The following is a 15,663-nucleotide window of genomic DNA, read 5'->3' on the forward strand; positions in this document are numbered from 1 at the left end:
AGCGATGTTTCCGGCGAATGACCGTGTAACTTTCATGGGGTTCCAGCAATTCGCGGAACCGCGACGTGACCGCTTTTCCCACGGCCCGCACACATCTCCCCGCGTCCCCGCCGGGAGGTCACGCTCGCGCACATCACCAAGCCGACCGGCTCCGGGACCCCGGGCTCGGCGGGCCAATGGGCCCCCTGAGCCCCCGTAGGGCGGCTCAGCCGGTCTCGGACGCCTCTCCGCGCTCCCTGATGAGGGCGGCGAGCTCGCGGACCTGGCGGACGGCACGGTCCTTCTCCGAGCCCTGCAGGCCCATCGCGCCGACCGTGGCCCCGTCGGTGAAATCGATCTTCGCCCAGGGCTCGTGCTCGATCAGGGTGACCCCGAGCACCTCGGGCCACTCGTAGCGGTGCACCCGCAGCGGGTTGACGACGGTGATCCCCTGCTCGTCGGCCTCCACCCGGACCCGTCCCAGCAGGTGCAGGACCCCGGCGACCACCCCGCCCAGCGCGATCATCGCGATCCTGTCGGCCAGGGTGAACTGCTCGGACAGGAAGATCGCCATCAGCACCGCGCCGAGCATGATCAGACCGGCGAAGCCGTAGGCGGCGATCCGTCCCCTCTTGGGCCGCCACACGACGGGCAGCGGGGGCGGGGAGACGCTCTCCTGGCTCACTCTCAGATCACGATCCTTCGGAAAACCACCGGCAGGAACGGCTGTGACAGCTGGTCACGACGCCGTTGGCAACCTACCGCACGGCCCCGCCGCACCGACCACGAGGCACGGTGGAGCGGGGCCGCGAGCGATCTCTAAGCACGGAGTTCCCGCAGCAGCAGCGCCGTCTCCAGCGCGGCGACGGTGGCCTCGTAGCCCTTGTCCTCGTGGCTGCCGGGCAGGCCCGACCTGTCGAGGGCCTGGTCGAGGGACTCGCAGGTCAGCACGCCGTTGCCGACCGGGACCTCCTCGTCCAGGGAGATCCGGGTCAGGCCCGAGGTGACGGAGTCGCACACGTAGTCGAAGTGGGGGGTCTCACCGCGGATCACGACCCCGAGGGCGACGACCGCGTCGTACTTCCTGGCCAGGACCTGCGCCACGACCGGGATCTCCAGCGATCCGGTCACCCGCACCACGGTCATCTCCGCGCCGCTGTCCCTGCCCGCCTGCTCGGCCCGCGCCACGAGCTGATCGGTGATCTTCTCGTGCCACCGGGCGGCGACGACGCCGACGGTCAGCCCCTTCGCCCGCACGGCCTCGGCCGCCGGCCGTCCGACCCCGCTCACGCGATCACTCCGTGCCCGCTGCCCCGCTCCGCCCGGTGCACTCGCTCACTCATGCGCCCTCCCTGGGAATCTCGTGGCCGAGGCGGTCGCGCTTGGCCGACAGGTATTTCTCGTTGTGCGGGTTCATCGCCACCGGCATGGGCTCGCGTCCGAGCACCTTGATGCCGTAGCCGTCCATGCCGCGCAGCTTGGCCGGGTTGTTGGTCAGCAGCCGGATCGACTTCACCCCGAGATCGGCGAGGATCTGCCCGGCGTTGGAGAACTCCCGCGCGTCCACGGGCAGACCGAGCTCCAGGTTGGCGTCGACGGTGTCGCTGCCGGCGTCCTGGAGGCCGTACGCCCTGAGCTTGGCCAGCAGCCCGATGCCGCGCCCCTCGTGCCCGCGCAGGTAGACGACCACCCCTCTGCCCTCGGCGGCGATCCGCGACATGGCGTGGTCGAGCTGCACCCCGCAGTCGCACCGCAGCGACCCGAGCACGTCGCCGGTCAGGCATTCGGAGTGCGCCCTGACCATGACGTTCTCGCCGTCCTCGATGTCGCCGAGAACGAGGGCGAGGTGCTCTCCGCCGTCCAGCGAGCTCGCGAAGCCGTAGGCCCGCCACTCGCCGTACCTGTTCGGCAGCCGCGTCTCGGCGACCCTGGTCACCATCCGCTCGGTGCGGCGTCTGAACTCCACCAGCTGCTCGATCGAGACGAGCGCCAGATCGTGCTCGTCGCAGAAGTCGCGCAGCTGCGGCAGCCGCATCATGGTGCCGTCGTCGTTGACGACCTCGGCGAGCACGCCCGCCTCGCTCAGCCCGGCGAGCCTGGCCAGGTCCACCGACGCCTCGGTGTGGCCGCGCCTGGCCAGGACGCCGCCCTCCCGGTAGCGGAGCGGGAAGACGTGTCCGGGCCGCACCAACTCGGCCGGCTCGGTCGCCGAGTCGGCCAGCGCGCGGATCGTGCGAGCCCTGTCGGCGGCGGAGATGCCGGTGCTCACCCCGTCCCTGGCGTCCACGCTGATCGTGTACGCGGTGCGCAGGCGCTCCTTGTTGTCGTAGACCATCAGCGGCAGGCCGAGCCTGTCGAGGTCCTCGCCGCGCATCGGCACGCAGACCACGCCGCTGCTGTGCCGGATGGTGAAGGCGAGCAGCGCCGGGGTGGCCCTGGAGGCGGCGAAGATGATGTCGCCCTCGTTCTCGCGGTTCTCGTCGTCGACGACCACGACGGCCTTGCCCTCGCGGATGTCGGTGATCGCGCGCTCGATCGGATCCAGCTTGATCACGGGGCCTCCTCGGGGGCGGGCACGGCGCTCCGGACGGATTCACCGGCCGGGACGTACGCCCCGACGAGCTTCTCCACGTGCTTGGCGATCACATCGACCTCGAGGTTCACCGGGTCTCCCGGCCGCTTCGCGCCCAGGGTGGTGAGGCTCAGGGTGGTGGGGATCAGGCTGACGGCGAAGCCTCCGGAGCCGACGCCCATCACGGTGAGGCTGACACCGTCGACGGCGATCGAGCCCTTCTCGACCACGTAGCGGTCGAGCTCGGGCGGCAGGGAGATGTGGACGACCTCCCAGTGCTCGGCGGGCTCCCGCGACAGCAGGACGCCCGTCCCGTCCACGTGGCCCTGGACGATGTGGCCGCCCAGTCGCTGGTCGGCGCGGACGGCGCGCTCCAGGTTGACCGGGGAGCCGGGTCTCAGCGCGCCGAGGGAGCTGCGGTCGAGGGTCTCCTTCATCACGTCGGCGGTGAACACCTCGCCCGCGACGTCCACCACGGTCAGGCAGACGCCGTTGACGGCGATCGAGTCGCCGTGCCCGGCGTCCGAGGTGACCGTTTTACCGCGGATCGAGAGCCTGGCCGCGTCGGTCAGCGGCTCGATTCCGGCGATCTCTCCCAGTTCTTCGATGATTCCGGTGAACATTCACAACTCCTTGCGGGGGACCGCCCGGACGGCCGGGCTCGGGAGAGGCGTCCGGGACGCCCAAGGACGCGGGCCGGGGGGCAGAAGACCGACAGAGCGTGTCCCAGGAAGGCGGGGCGCGCTCGGGAAGCTCGGGAAGGGGGAAATGCCGATGTGCCCGGACCGTGAACGGCCGGGCGGGAAATGCAAGGAATGCGGGAAATGGTGGGGGCCGACGGCGCCGCGCCCGCGAGGGGCACATCCGACCGCCTGGCGCGTCCGCGCCGGATCAGTCACCCGAGGTCTCCTACTCGCCAGTAGCTTTTCGCCACGGCGGGCCCCGGGGGATCAACGGATGCGTACACCCGATCGGTGAAGGGTGCCCGAAGACACTCCTTCACCCGCGCGCCTCCTCCCATCCGGACTTTAACCGTCGGTCCTGGAGTTTCACCAGGTCAACCGGTCGATGGCTTCGACCGGGTCGCGGACTGTAACCGCCGGCTCGGAATTTCACCGACCCCGGAGCACGCTGCTCTGCTTTTCTCGTTCGATCGAAGGGCACGCCGCGGACGGCTCACCCTCCCCCACCAGTGTGCCATGTCCGGAAAACCGGACGACACGCTCTTCCATCATGTGGAACAAGCGAGCACTTGGTCGGGTTACGCCGCGCGCTCGGCGACCGCCTTCCGCGCCTTCAGCGCGTCCGGGGAGTAGCGCACCTGCTCGGGCACCAGGCCGATCCCGGCGTGCAGGGCCCGCAGGGAGGCCGTCGCCCACAGATCGCCCAGCGGGGTGGCGGGCAGGCCGTACAGCCTGCGGGCCCAGCGCGGCAGGGTCGCGAAGGCGAGCCCGGTGATGAGGGGGAACATCGGCTTGAGAGCGGTCAGGCGCGCCGGGAGCGGCGCGTTGAGCGACCGCAGGAGCGGGTGGGCCACCTCGGGGACGAAGTAGAGGCCGGGGCGGCTGGCCCGGATGTAGTCGTCCATCTCGCCGACCGAGCCGGGCACGTTCTCGGGACGAAGTCCGACCACCTCGGCCACCCGCCGCCACTCGGCGACGAACCTGTCGGCCTCCTCGTCGGTCAGGCGCACTCCCGCGCGCCGGGCGACCGAGAGGTAGGAGTCGACCTCGCCGACGTGGACCCAGAGCAGCGCGTCGGGGTCGTCGAGGCGGAACCGCTCGCCGGTGTCGAGGTCGAGGGCGGTGAGGCCGGCGTGGATCTTCCGAACCCTGGCTCCCGCCCGGGCGACCTCGGCGGTCGTGCCGTAAACGCGGACCCGGACGAACTCGGTGGTGCGCACGAAGCGGGACCACGCCTCGGCCGGGTCCATGAGCGCGGAGTTCTGCGCGACCCCGCGCATCGCCCGGGGGTGCAGCCCCTGCATGAGTAACGCGCGGAAACCCGCGACGAGCAGGATCCGCTCGCCCATCACCTTCCAGGTCACCGACTCCGGTCCGAACAGGCCGTGATCCATGCGTCGCCTCCCTCACACGTACTGACGACGTTACAGGAGGGGTCTAAACCCATATGTCCCGAATCTGCGACACAAGCGAGACGAGATCCAGGCAGGGGTGTCACGACCAGGTCATCAAAGTGTCACAGATCCGTGAAAACCACCATTTATGTGCGTCGATTCTTTCACTCCACCCCCCCGTCACGTCAACGGAATTGACGCTACGAACAGATGGAAATTACACAACGATAAAATGAGTAAGGAGCAGACCATTGATTTGACCTTCACTGCTTTGCGATGGTTCCAAGGATCAGGCTCAACCATGCTCGTTGGGAGCGCCCGCACGATGACCATCCCTGCACCAGCCGCGTCCACCACCGAGGACCCCCTCTCGGTGAAGGCAACGGAGACGGTGGGCCGTTCCCCCGGCCAGTTGATGTGGCTGCGCTTCCGTCGCGACCCCACCGGAATCGCCTCGGCCCTCGTGGTGATCTTCTTCTTCCTCGTCGCGATCCTCGCGCCGGTCATCTCCTGGCTCTACGGAAAGGACCCCTACACCCTCTACGGCCAGGACACCCCCGGGCTGCTGAACGACTTCGGCTACCCGGTGCTGCCCAACGGCGGCATGAGCTCGGACTTCTGGTTCGGCGTCGAGCCCGGCCTGGGCCGTGACGTGTTCATGCAGCTCGTCTACGGCATCAGGACCTCACTGATGATCGCGATGGCCGCGACGCTGCTCATCTCGATGATCGGCATCGTGATGGGCATCGTCGCCGGGTACATCGGGGGCAGGACCGACTACTTCATCGGCCGCCTGATCGACATCGTCCTCTCGTTCCCCTCGACCCTGTTCATCATCGCGTTCATGCCGGTGGTGGAGAACCTCTTCGTCGACCCCTCGGAGGAGACGCCGGTCTGGCTGCGCGCGGTGACGCTCATCACCCTGTTGACGGCCTTCGGCTGGGCCGGCATCGCCCGGCTGCTGCGCGGCCAGGTGCTCTCCATGCGCGAGCGGGAGTTCGTCGAGGCCGCCAAGGTGACCGGCGCCTCCCCCGCGCGGATCATCTTCAAGGAGCTGCTGCCCAACCTGTGGACACCGATCCTGATCCAGTCGACCCTGCTGCTGCCCGCGATGGTGACCGCCGAGGCGGCCCTGTCCTTCCTGGGCGTCGGCATGATCGAGCCCATCCCCGACTGGGGCCGGATGTTCCTGCGGGGCACCGAGGTCTACCAGAACGACATCACCTACCTCATCTTCCCCGGCGCGGCTCTGCTCATCTTCGTGATCGCCTTCAACCTTCTCGGTGACTCGGTCCGCGACGCCTTCGATCCAAAGCTCAAGCGTTAGACCCGATAGGAGAGAGATGAAAGTCCGTACGCGGTCAGCGATGGCCGTACTCGCCATAGGCGCGCTCGCACTCACCAGCGCGTGCGCCGAGGGCAACCAGGGCGCCCCCGCCGCTCCCAGCGGTTCCGCCGGCGCGTCCGCCCCCGCCGCGGAGCCCTTCAAGCCGCCGACGATCACGGTCGGCACCGCGGAGGACTCCAAGGGTCCCGCCATCGAGCCGGAGGGTGTCGTCAAGGGCGGCACCGTCACGATGATCGACCGGGACGACTTCTCCCACCTGGACCCTGCCCAGCTCTACGTCAACACCGAGACGAACTTCTCCCTCCTGATCGCGCGTACCCTCACCGGCTACAAGCGCACCGACAAGAGCGAGTACAAGCTGGTCGGCGACCTCGCCACCGACACCGGCACCCCCTCCGACGGCGGAAAGACCTGGACCTTCACCCTCAAGGACGGGGTGAAGTGGGAGGACGGCACGCCCATCACGTCCGAGGACGTGAAGTGGAGCATGGAGCGGACGTTCGCCCCCTTCGTCACCCAGGGCCCGACCTACATCCAGCAGTGGCTCACCGAGGTCGACCACAAGAAGGCCTACCAGGGGCCCTACGACGGCAAGCGCCTCGACAGCATCGAGACGCCGGACGACAAGACGATCGTCTACAAGTTCAAGACGCCGCACGCCGACGCCAACTACGCCTTCGCCATGGGCGGCTACGGCATCGTCCCCAAGGAGAAGGACACCAAGGAGAAGTACGACAAGGCCCCCGTCTCCAGCGGCCCGTACATCATCAAGAACCACGTGGTCGACAAGTCCATCGACCTTGAGCGCAACCCGAACTGGGACCCGGCCACCGACCCGATCCGCGGCGCCTACCCCGACAAGTGGCGCCTGGAGTTCGGCCAGGAGAACCTGCAGATCACCGACCGCCTGATCGCGGACACGGGCCCGGACCAGACCGCCTTCACCTTCTACGCGACGGTCCCGCCGGAGCGTCTGCAGCAGGTGCTCGGCGACGCCAGCCTGGCCCCGCGCCTGATGAAGAGCCCCTCCCCGTACGGGAACTACTACTACTTCAACCTTGACCGGGTGAAGGACCAGAAGATCCGCCAGGCCATCAACTACGCGTGGCCGTCCAAGCAGATCCAGCAGGTCTACGGTGGCCCGCAGGCGGCCGCGCTGCCGACCACCATCCTCAACGAGAACACCACGGTCGGCTACCAGCCCTACGACCTGTTCGGCAAGGAGGCCAAGCCCGAGGGTGACATCGAGAAGGCCAAGCAGCTGCTGGCCGAGTCGAGCAACCCGACGCCGACCATCGTCTTCGCCCACAACCAGACGCCGGTCCAGGAACAGATCATGGTCGTGATCAAGAGCGCCCTGGAGAAGACCGGCATCAAGGTCGTCGCCAAGCCGCTGGACCGCAAGACCTACTACGACTCCATCGGCCTGGTGAAGAACGAGTTCGACATGTACTGGGGTGGCTGGGGCGCCGACTGGCCGTCCGGCTCGACGGTCATGCCCGTCATCTTCGGCCCGATCGCCGACGGTGCGCCGAACTACTCGCACCTGAAGGACGAGGCGCTCACCAAGGAGATGGACGAGATCACCGCGATGACCGACATCGACGCCCAGAACAAGGCGTGGATGGACCTGGACAAGAAGATCCAGGAGACGATCACCCCGCTCGTGGTCGCCGAGAACCGGATCGCCAACACCCTGCACGGCTCCAAGATCGGCGGCGCGGAGATCGACCCGCAGTCGTGGGTCGTCCAGCCGAACAGAATCTTCGTGAAGCCGTAACGCCCACGAAGCCTTAGGAGACACCGGCGGCCGTGGCCTCGCGGGAGGGCGACACCTCCTCCCGCGAGGCCACGGCCAAGGGGCCGTCAGGCCCCAGCAGCGGCCCCAGCCACCTCGGGAAACAGGCAATGCTTCCATTCATCACTCGCCGCACGCTCGGCGCCGCGGTCACGCTTCTGATCATCTCCGCGGTCACGTTCTTCCTCTTCTTCGCCGTGCCCGCCGACCCGGCGAGGCTCGCCTGCGGCAAGGTCTGCCCGCCCGAGCTCCTGGAGCAGGCGCGGCACAACCTGGGACTGGACCAGCCCCTGTTCGCCCAGTTCGTGGCCTGGCTGGCCGGCATCTTCGTCGGCCGCGACTACGAAAGCCTGGGCCACTGCCCGGCCCCCTGCCTCGGCTACTCGTTCGTCAACCGCGAGCCGGTGTTCGAGACGATCCTGGACCGGTTGCCGGTCACCGTCTCCCTCACCATCGGTGCGGCGATCGTCTTCCTGCTCTTCGGCATGGCGACCGGCATCGTCGCGGCCCTGCGCCAGGGCAAGCCGCTGGACAAGATCGCCAGCGTGGCCTCCCTCATCGGCGCCTCCGTGCAGATCTACTTCATCGGCACGCTCGCGCTCTACTTCCTCGTCTACAAGAACCAGATCCTCCAGCGACCCCAGTACCTGTCGTTCACCGAGAACCCCGTCGCCTGGGCGAGCGGGCTCGCGCTGCCCTGGGTGGTGCTGGCGATCATCTTCACCGCCAACTACACCCGTATGACGCGCTCGACGATGGTGGAACAGCTCAGCGAGGACTACGTCCGCACCGCGCGGGCCAAAGGCATGTCCGGGAGGAGCGTGGTGCTGAGATTCGCCCTGCGCGGCACTCTCACCCCCATCATCACGATCTTCGGCGTGGACCTCGGCACGCTGATCGGCGGCGCGATCATCACCGAGACCACCTTCGGTCTGCAGGGGCTCGGGCGGCTCTCCATCAAGGCCGTCGACACCTCCGACCTGCCCATGCTGATGGGCACGGTGCTCGTGGCGGCCGCCGCGATCGTCTTCTTCAACATCGTCGTCGACGTCCTCTACGCCTTCATCGACCCTCGCGTCCGGCTGAGCTAGGAGTTCTGAAAAAAGTGTCAACTCCCTTCCTCTCGGTCCGTGACCTGACCGTCGACTTCCACACCGAGGACGGCGTCGTCCACGCGGTGGACGGGCTCTCGTTCGACGTCGAGAAGGGCACCACCCTGGGTGTCGTCGGCGAGTCCGGCTCCGGCAAGTCGGTGACCAACCTGACCGTGCTCGGCCTGCACAACCCGGAGACCACCAAGATCAGTGGAGAGATCCGGCTGGACGGCGATGAGCTGATCGGCGCCTCCAACTCCACCATGGAGAAGCTGCGCGGCAACAAGGTCGCGATGATCTTCCAGGACCCGCTGACCTCGCTCTCCCCGTACCACACCATCGGCAGGCAGATCTCCGAGGTCTACCGCAAGCACACCGGCGCGAGCCGCGCCGAGGCGAGGGACCGCGCGATCGAGATGCTGACCCGGGTCGGCATCCCCCAGCCGAAGACCAGGGTGGACGACTATCCCCACCAGTTCTCCGGCGGCATGCGGCAGCGCGCGATGATCGCGATGGCCCTGGTGTGCGACCCGGACCTGCTGATCGCCGACGAGCCCACCACCGCCCTGGACGTGACCGTGCAGGCCCAGATCCTGGACCTGCTCAAGGAGCTCCAGGACCAGACGGGCGCCTCGATCATCCTGATCACCCACGACCTCGGCGTGGTCGCCAACACCGCGCACGACGTGCTGGTGATGTACGCCGGGCGGGCGGTGGAGCGCGGGACCGTGCGGGAGGTCCTCCGCGAGCCCCGGCACCCCTACACCTGGGGCCTGCTCGCCTCCATGCCCCGCCTGAGCGCCTCCGTGGACGTGCCGCTGCGGCCGGTCCGCGGCACCCCGCCGAGCCTGATCAACGTTCCGCCCGGTTGCCCCTTCCACCCCCGGTGCGACTACATGGAGCTGGCCGGTCCCGAGCTGTGCCGCTCCGAGCGGCCGGAACTGTCCCCGCACCGCGGCCACGGCGACGCGTGCTACCTGACCCTCGCCCAGAAGAGGGAGATCAAAAAGTGAGCGAGACAACCGGTGAACCCCGCGGCGAGGCGCTGCTGGAGCTGTCCGGCCTGAAGAAGCACTTCCCGGTGATGGGCGGTCTCATCTTCAAACGCCAGGTGGGCAAGGTCCACGCGGTGGACGGCATCGACCTGACGGTGCACGCCGGTGAGACGCTCGGCCTGGTCGGCGAGTCCGGCTGCGGCAAGTCCACCGCCGGGCGGCTGGCCTCCCGGCTGCTGGAGCCCACGGCGGGCAGCATCAGGTACGCCGGGCGGGAGATCGGTCACGCCACGCGCAAGGAACTGAAGCCGATCCGGGCCGAAATCCAGATGATCTTCCAGGACCCGTACTCGTCGCTGAACCCCCGGCACACGGTGGGCAGCATCATCGGCGGCCCGATGGAGATCAACGGCATCAACCCCCCCGGCGGCAGGGAGAAGCGGGTCCGGGAGCTCCTGGAGATCGTCGGGCTCAACCCCGAGCACTTCAACCGCTTCCCGCACGAGTTCTCCGGCGGCCAGCGGCAGCGCATCGGGGTGGCCCGCGCGCTCTCCCTCAATCCCAAGCTGATCATCGCGGACGAGCCGGTCTCCGCCCTCGACGTCTCCATCCAGGCGCAGGTCGTCAACCTGCTCCAGCAGCTTCAGCGGGACCTGGGCATCGCGTTCCTGTTCATCGCGCACGACCTGGCGATCGTGCGGCACTTCTCCCAGCGGGTCGCGGTCATGTATCTCGGCAAGATCGTCGAGGTCGCCGACCGTGCCTCCCTGTACGAGCGCCCCCGTCACCCCTACACGCACGCGCTGCTGTCGGCGGTGCCCGAGGTGCTGGAGGACGAGGCGCCGCGCGAGCGCATCCGCCTGGCCGGAGACGTGCCCTCCCCGATCAACCCGCCGTCCGGCTGCCGCTTCCGCACCCGCTGCTGGAAGGCCCAGGACAAGTGCGCGACCGAGGAGCCCCCGCTGCTCAGGCTGGAGGGCAACAGGGAAGGTCACCTGACAGCCTGCCACTTCCCCGAGGAGCCGACCGTGCACGGCGAGGACGTGGTGTTGGACCCGGCGCTGCAGACCTGACGGTCCCGCGTCTCCCCCGGGACGCCTGGCCCGCAGTCGCGGGCCCGACGGTCCGATGGCGGCGTTTCCCCCGATCCTCGCCGTTTTCCGGCACCGGCCGCCACCTCGGCGGCCGGTGCCGTCGGCTCGGCGGCTCAACGGCCGCCCGCGGGTGAATCGACGGCCGGCGGTCCAGCGCCCGGTGATCCGGCGGTCAGCGGCTCGGCGGCCGACCGCTCACGACTCGGCGGAGGTGGCGAGGGCGCGCAGGCCGTCGACCGCGCGGGCCGGGTCCTCCGCGCCGTAGACGGCGTTGCCCGCCACGAAGACGTCGGCGCCCGCCTCCGCGCAGCGCTCGATCGTCGTGTCGGAGACGCCGCCGTCCACCTGGAGCCAGACCTGCCCGCCGTGCCGGCCGATGAGCTCGCGGGCCCTGCGGATCTTGGGCAGCACGATGTCGAGGAACCTCTGCCCGCCGAAACCGGGATCGACGGTCATCACCAGCAGCATGTCGATCTCGCCGAGCAGGTCCTCGTACGGCTCGACGGGGGTGGCCGGGTTCAGCGCCAGGCCCGCGCGGGCGCCCGCCTGGCGGATCTGGCGCAGCGTGCGCACCGGGGCCTTGGCCGCCTCCACGTGGATGGTCACGCTCCCGGCACCGGCCTCGGCGTAGCCGGGTGCCCAGCGATCCGGGTCTTCGATCATGAGATGGCAGTCGAGTGGCGTCGAGGTCGCCTTGAGCAGTGACTCGACGACCGGCAGCCCGAGGGTGAGGTTGGGCACGAAGTGGTTGTCCATGACGTCCACGTGCAGCCAGTCGGCGTTGGGGACCGCCGCGGCCGCCTCGGCGAGGCGGGCGAAGTCGGCGGACAGGATGCTGGGCGAGATCTGTACGGCCATGATTGGCCGATTCTAGCGGCGGGCCCCTCCTCCGTCCGGCTCGGGTCCGCGACGCCCAGGACCGCACGGCCGAGGGGCTACCGCCTGTCGCCCGGTCCCCCGTTCTCGCCGCTCCCGCCGGAGGCCGGCGGCAGGTCGCCCGGCCCGCCGCCCGCACCAGGAGGAGGCGGGAGGTCGTCCGGCCTGTTCAGCTCGCTCTTGAAGACGCGCAGGGAGCGGCCCACCGACCTGGCGGCGTCGGGCAGTCTCGCGGAGCCGAACAGCAGCACGAACACCGCCGCGATGATGAGCAGTTCGGGCAGTCCCAGATCGGCCATGGGACGACCTCCTTCCGATCGGGCGTCCCCGTCTCCGGAGCCTGCCGGAGGACGGGATGCGCCGCCTTGCCGCCGACGGTCGACGGTCCGGGCGGGTCAGATGTCGACCCGGACGCGGTATCTCTCCAGCCAGGCGTTGAACTGGAGGAGTCCCTCCAGCGACGCCCGGCCTCCCCCGGGGCCGCCGCCCGCTTCCGGCCGGTCGATCACGGCCCGTACCTTCTCCCTGTCGACGAACGGCGCGGCGGCGAAGTGACCGCCGCCGAGCAACCGGGCCGCCGCCGCGCGGACGGCCTGCTCGTAGGCGGGGTCCTGCGTCGAGGGGTAGGGGCTCTTGCGGCGTCCGACGACCGAGGGCGGCAGGACGTCCGCGGCGGCGGCACGCAGCAGGCTCTTCTCCTGCCCGTCGAACGTCTTCATCGCCCAGGGGGCGTTGAAGACGTACTCCACCAACCGGTGGTCGCAGAACGGCACCCGGACCTCCAGCCCGACGGCCATGCTCATCCGGTCCTTGCGGTCCAGCAGGATCTGCACGAACCGGGTGAGGTGCAGGTAGGAGATCTCCCGCATGCGCCGCTCCAGGCCCTCCTCGCCCGGTAGCCGGGGCACCTCGTCGAGCGCCCGCCGGTAGCTGTCGGCGCGGTAGCCGGGGATGTCCAGCTTGCGCATCAGGTCCTCGTCGAGGAGCGCCCCCACCCCCGCGAACCGTCCGAACCCCGGGGACGCCAGCCACGGGAAGGTGTCGGCGAAGACCGCCTCGGGGTCGAAGAACCACCGGTAGCCGCCGAAGACCTCGTCGGCGGACTCGCCCGACAGCGCCACCGTGGAGTGGCCCCGGATGGCGCGGAACAGCAGGTGGAGGGAGGTGTCCATGTCCCCGATGCCGATCGGCAGGTCACGCGCCCTCAGGACCGCGGCGCGCACCGCGGGGTCCATGAGATCGGCGGAGTCCAGGACGATGTCGGCGTGCTCGGAGCCGATGTGCCGTACGACGTCGTGCACGTACGGTGTGTCAGGGGTGTCACGCATCTCGTCGGGCGTGAAGTTCTCGCTGTATCCGGTGAAGTCGACGGAGAACGACCTGATCTTCCCTCCTCCCTGCCCCTCCAGCCCGAGCGCGGCGAGCGCCGTGATGGTGCTGGAGTCGAGGCCCCCGGAGAGCAGGGTGCACAGCGGCACGTCGGAGATGAGCTGCCGGGTGACGATGTCGTTCAGCAGTTCGCGCACGGTCCCGACGGTGGTGGTGAGGTCGTCGGGGTGCTCGTGGGCCTCCAGGTGCCAGTAGGGGCGCCGGCACAGGAAGTCGCGGGTCACCCGGACGGTGTGGCCGGGGCGCACCTCGTACATGCCCCGGTAGACGGCGTGTTCCGGGTTCTTCACGAAGGCGATCAGCTCGCGCAGGCCGTCGGCGTCGACGGCGGGCGTCCCGATCAGGGGGTTGGCCAGGATCGCCTTGGGCTCGGAGCCGAACAGCACGCCGTTCGGGAGCGGGTGGTAGTACAGCGGCTTGATGCCCATCCTGTCCCGGACGAGCAGCAGCTCCTCGCGGCGGACGTCCCAGATCGCGAAGGCGAACATGCCGTTCAGCCGTTCGGCGAAGCCCTCACCCCATTCGAGGTAGGCCCGCAGGAGGACCTCGGTGTCGCTCCGGGTCGAAAAACGGTGCCCGTCGGCGATCAGTTCCGCGCGCAGCTCGACGAAGTTGTAGATCTCGCCGCTGTAGGTGAGGACGGCGAGTGTCTGCCCGTCCTCATCGGCGATCATCGGCTGACGCCCGCCCTCGATGTCGATCACGGCCAGACGCCGATGGCCCATCGCGGCGTGCGGGGCGAGCCACAGCCCCTCGTCGTCGGGTCCGCGGCAGGCCATGGTGTCGGTCATCGCCTGCGCGATGTCCCGTAACTGTCGAAGATCGCGCTCGAAGTCCACCCATCCGCAGATTCCACACATTTCGACACCCCGCATCCTGCTCGGAAGCAGTTACATTCAGGCGAACAGCCCACAGTGTCGATATATGCCCAAATAATGTCCTCTGACCTGCGGCGATGACCTCATCCGCCCTCCTTCGCCAGGAGGGCGGCGTTCGCTCAGCGGCGGCGCAGCAGGGCGAGGAACATCGCGTCGGTGCCGTGCCGGTGCGGCCAGAACCGCGCGTACGGCCCCTCGCCCAGCCCCTCGACCTCGGGAAGCGGGTCGCGGGCGTCCAGCGCCTCGACGTCGTCGCGGCGCCCCAGGACGTCGCCGACCACCGCGACGGTCTCCGCCAGGTGCGGCGAACAGGTCACGTACGCGACGACGCCACCGGGACGTACCGCGTCGATCGCCGAGTCGAGCAGGGCGCGCTGGATCCTGCCCAGCTCGGGAAGGCTCCGGGGATCGCGGCGCCAGCGGGCCTCGGGACGGCGGCGCAGCGCGCCCAAGCCGGTGCAGGGGGCGTCGAGCATGACCCGGTCGAAGACCCCCGGCCGCCAGGCCGGCGCGGTGCCGTCCGCGGTGATCACCGCGGCCTGCCGGGTCGTCTGCCACACCAGCCGCGCCCGGTGGTACTGCAGCTCGGCGGCGAGCAGGCGCGCCTCGCCCCGCTGGGTCGCGAGGGCGTCGAGCAGGCCCGCCTTGCCACCGGGACCCGCGCACAGGTCGAGCCAGCGGGAGTCGGAGCCCTCCAGCGGGACCCGCGTCAGGGCGAGCGCGACGAGCTGGCTCGCCTCGTCCTGCACGGCCGCGCGCGACTCGGCCACGGCGAGGATCGCACCGGGATCGCCCTCGGCCAAATAGGCCGCGTACGGGGAGTACCTGGCCGGTTCCGCGCCCGCCTCCAGCAACTCGGCGACCGAGGAGCGGCCCGGGCGGGCGACGAGGGTCACCTTCGGACGCTCGTTGTCGGCCGCGAGCAGGGCGGCCGTCTCGTCGAAGTCACCGCCCACCGCGTCGCGCAGGGCGTCGACGATCCACCTCGGGTGGCTGTGGGCCACCGCCAGGTGACCCACCGGGTCCTCGGCCGGGTCGGGCGCCACGATCGGGATCCACTGCTCCAGGGAGCGGGTGGAGACCTTGCGCAGCACGGCGTTGGCGTACTTCGACGCGCCGATGCCCACGCGCAGCCGCACCAGGTCGACCGTGGTGCCGACGGCGGCGTGCGGGGGCACCCGCGTTTTGAGCAGCTGGTGCACGCCCAGGCGGACGGCGTCGAGCAGCGGCGGGTCGACGTCCTCGGGCGCCCGGTCGCTGCAGGCCGCGATGACCTCGTCGTAGGTGCCGAGGCCGCGCAGGGTGCCGTAGGCCAGCTCGGTGGCCAGGCCCGCGTCGCGCCCGGAAAGGCGGCGCTCGCGCAGCAGCGCGGGCATCAGCAGGTTGGCGTAGGCGTCCCGCTCGTCGACGGCGCGCATCAGGTCGTACGCCGCGTTGCGCGCCTCGTCGCGGACCGGCTTGGGCGGGCGCCCGCCTCTGCCCCTGCCTCCGGCGCCGCGTGAACCGCCCGCCGGGCCGTGACCCCCGCCGCGCGGGACGTTACGGCCGTTACCACTGCTCATG

The 15,663-nt window shown here is 69.6% G+C and carries 14 protein-coding genes and 1 riboswitch; of the genes, 5 read left to right on the forward strand and 9 right to left on the reverse strand.

The window, feature by feature from the left end; genetic code table 11:
- Positions 1-205: 205 nt before the first annotated feature.
- The 5 genes from ACFY3D_RS01525 to ACFY3D_RS01545 all read right to left on the reverse strand — a co-directional run bounded on the left by ACFY3D_RS01525 (position 206) and on the right by ACFY3D_RS01545 (position 4,628).
- Positions 206-664, reverse strand: a complete 459-nt coding sequence (locus ACFY3D_RS01525; protein ID WP_362895514.1) for a PH domain-containing protein — start codon at positions 662-664, stop codon at positions 206-208.
- A 134-nt stretch (positions 665-798) separates the two neighbouring features.
- Positions 799-1,269 (reverse strand): 6,7-dimethyl-8-ribityllumazine synthase, encoded by a 471-nt coding sequence (gene ribH, locus ACFY3D_RS01530; RefSeq protein WP_389973470.1) that lies wholly within the window; start codon positions 1,267-1,269, stop codon positions 799-801.
- A gap of 49 nt (positions 1,270-1,318) precedes the next feature.
- Entirely contained in the window at positions 1,319-2,533 is a 1,215-nt protein-coding gene (locus ACFY3D_RS01535) for a bifunctional 3,4-dihydroxy-2-butanone-4-phosphate synthase/GTP cyclohydrolase II (protein ID WP_389973472.1), read from the reverse strand.
- Positions 2,530-3,174, reverse strand: a complete 645-nt coding sequence (locus ACFY3D_RS01540; protein ID WP_389973474.1) for a riboflavin synthase — start codon at positions 3,172-3,174, stop codon at positions 2,530-2,532. The genes ACFY3D_RS01535 and ACFY3D_RS01540 overlap by 4 nt, the downstream gene beginning before the upstream one ends.
- A 382-nt stretch (positions 3,175-3,556) precedes the next feature.
- A riboswitch (FMN riboswitch) is annotated at positions 3,557-3,685 on the reverse strand.
- Between the two features lie 127 nt (positions 3,686-3,812).
- Positions 3,813-4,628, reverse strand: coding sequence for an oxygenase MpaB family protein (locus ACFY3D_RS01545; RefSeq protein ID WP_389973476.1), 816 nt, complete (start codon positions 4,626-4,628; stop codon positions 3,813-3,815).
- 325 nt (positions 4,629-4,953) lie between these two features.
- Between ACFY3D_RS01545 and ACFY3D_RS01550 the strand changes: the two genes are divergently transcribed.
- From ACFY3D_RS01550 to ACFY3D_RS01570, 5 genes are all read left to right on the forward strand, one after another.
- Positions 4,954-5,955 carry an ABC transporter permease gene (locus ACFY3D_RS01550; protein WP_350948071.1) on the forward strand — a complete coding sequence of 334 codons (1,002 nt, stop codon included), beginning with the start codon at positions 4,954-4,956 and terminating at the stop codon, positions 5,953-5,955.
- Between the two features lie 16 nt (positions 5,956-5,971).
- Entirely contained in the window at positions 5,972-7,756 is a 1,785-nt protein-coding gene (locus ACFY3D_RS01555) for an ABC transporter substrate-binding protein (protein WP_389973479.1), read from the forward strand.
- A 128-nt stretch (positions 7,757-7,884) separates the two neighbouring features.
- Positions 7,885-8,865: an ABC transporter permease gene (locus ACFY3D_RS01560; RefSeq protein WP_389973482.1), complete on the forward strand. Its 981-nt coding sequence runs from the start codon at positions 7,885-7,887 to the stop codon at positions 8,863-8,865.
- Between the two features lie 14 nt (positions 8,866-8,879).
- Positions 8,880-9,881 (forward strand): ABC transporter ATP-binding protein, encoded by a 1,002-nt coding sequence (locus ACFY3D_RS01565; protein WP_389973485.1) that lies wholly within the window; start codon positions 8,880-8,882, stop codon positions 9,879-9,881.
- The gene (locus ACFY3D_RS01570) at positions 9,878-10,936 is read left to right on the forward strand and encodes an ABC transporter ATP-binding protein (RefSeq protein ID WP_389973488.1); all 1,059 of its coding nucleotides are present in this window, start codon (positions 9,878-9,880) and stop codon (positions 10,934-10,936) included. Before ACFY3D_RS01565 ends, ACFY3D_RS01570 begins: the two co-directional genes overlap by 4 nt.
- A 216-nt stretch (positions 10,937-11,152) precedes the next feature.
- On the opposite strand, the gene rpe is transcribed toward ACFY3D_RS01570, so the two are convergent.
- The 4 genes from rpe to ACFY3D_RS01590 form a co-directional block, all read right to left on the reverse strand.
- On the reverse strand, positions 11,153-11,815 hold the full coding sequence (rpe, locus tag ACFY3D_RS01575; RefSeq protein WP_350948067.1) for a ribulose-phosphate 3-epimerase: 663 nt from the start codon (positions 11,813-11,815) through the stop codon (positions 11,153-11,155).
- 77 nt (positions 11,816-11,892) lie between these two features.
- Positions 11,893-12,132 (reverse strand): twin-arginine translocase TatA/TatE family subunit, encoded by a 240-nt coding sequence (locus ACFY3D_RS01580; RefSeq protein ID WP_350948066.1) that lies wholly within the window; start codon positions 12,130-12,132, stop codon positions 11,893-11,895.
- Between the two features lie 96 nt (positions 12,133-12,228).
- Positions 12,229-14,097, reverse strand: coding sequence for an asparagine synthase (glutamine-hydrolyzing) (gene asnB, locus ACFY3D_RS01585; protein ID WP_389973491.1), 1,869 nt, complete (start codon positions 14,095-14,097; stop codon positions 12,229-12,231).
- A gap of 122 nt (positions 14,098-14,219) precedes the next feature.
- Positions 14,220-15,662, reverse strand: a complete 1,443-nt coding sequence (locus tag ACFY3D_RS01590; protein ID WP_389973494.1) for an RsmB/NOP family class I SAM-dependent RNA methyltransferase — start codon at positions 15,660-15,662, stop codon at positions 14,220-14,222.
- Between the last annotated feature and the right edge of the window lies 1 nt (position 15,663).

This window comes from Streptosporangium sp. NPDC000509, assembly GCF_042898365.1.
Classification (GTDB): Bacteria; Actinomycetota; Actinomycetes; order Streptosporangiales; family Streptosporangiaceae; genus Streptosporangium.

Bases quoted from the DNA above. Each gene is read 5' to 3' on its own strand.
- ACFY3D_RS01540 (WP_389973474.1), bottom strand. From the start codon at position 3,174: ATGTTCACCGGAATCATCGAAGAACTGGGAGAGATCGCCGGAATCGAG.
- ACFY3D_RS01545 (WP_389973476.1), bottom strand. From the start codon at position 4,628: ATGGATCACGGCCTGTTCGGACCGGAGTCGGTGACCTGGAAGGTGATG.
- ACFY3D_RS01550 (WP_350948071.1), top strand. From the start codon at position 4,954: ATGACCATCCCTGCACCAGCCGCGTCCACCACCGAGGACCCCCTCTCG.
- ACFY3D_RS01555 (WP_389973479.1), top strand. From the start codon at position 5,972: ATGAAAGTCCGTACGCGGTCAGCGATGGCCGTACTCGCCATAGGCGCG.
- ACFY3D_RS01560 (WP_389973482.1), top strand. From the start codon at position 7,885: ATGCTTCCATTCATCACTCGCCGCACGCTCGGCGCCGCGGTCACGCTT.
- rpe (WP_350948067.1), bottom strand. From the start codon at position 11,815: ATGGCCGTACAGATCTCGCCCAGCATCCTGTCCGCCGACTTCGCCCGC.
- ACFY3D_RS01580 (WP_350948066.1), bottom strand. From the start codon at position 12,132: ATGGCCGATCTGGGACTGCCCGAACTGCTCATCATCGCGGCGGTGTTC.
- asnB (WP_389973491.1), bottom strand. From the start codon at position 14,097: ATGCGGGGTGTCGAAATGTGTGGAATCTGCGGATGGGTGGACTTCGAG.
- ACFY3D_RS01590 (WP_389973494.1), bottom strand. From the start codon at position 15,662: ATGAGCAGTGGTAACGGCCGTAACGTCCCGCGCGGCGGGGGTCACGGC.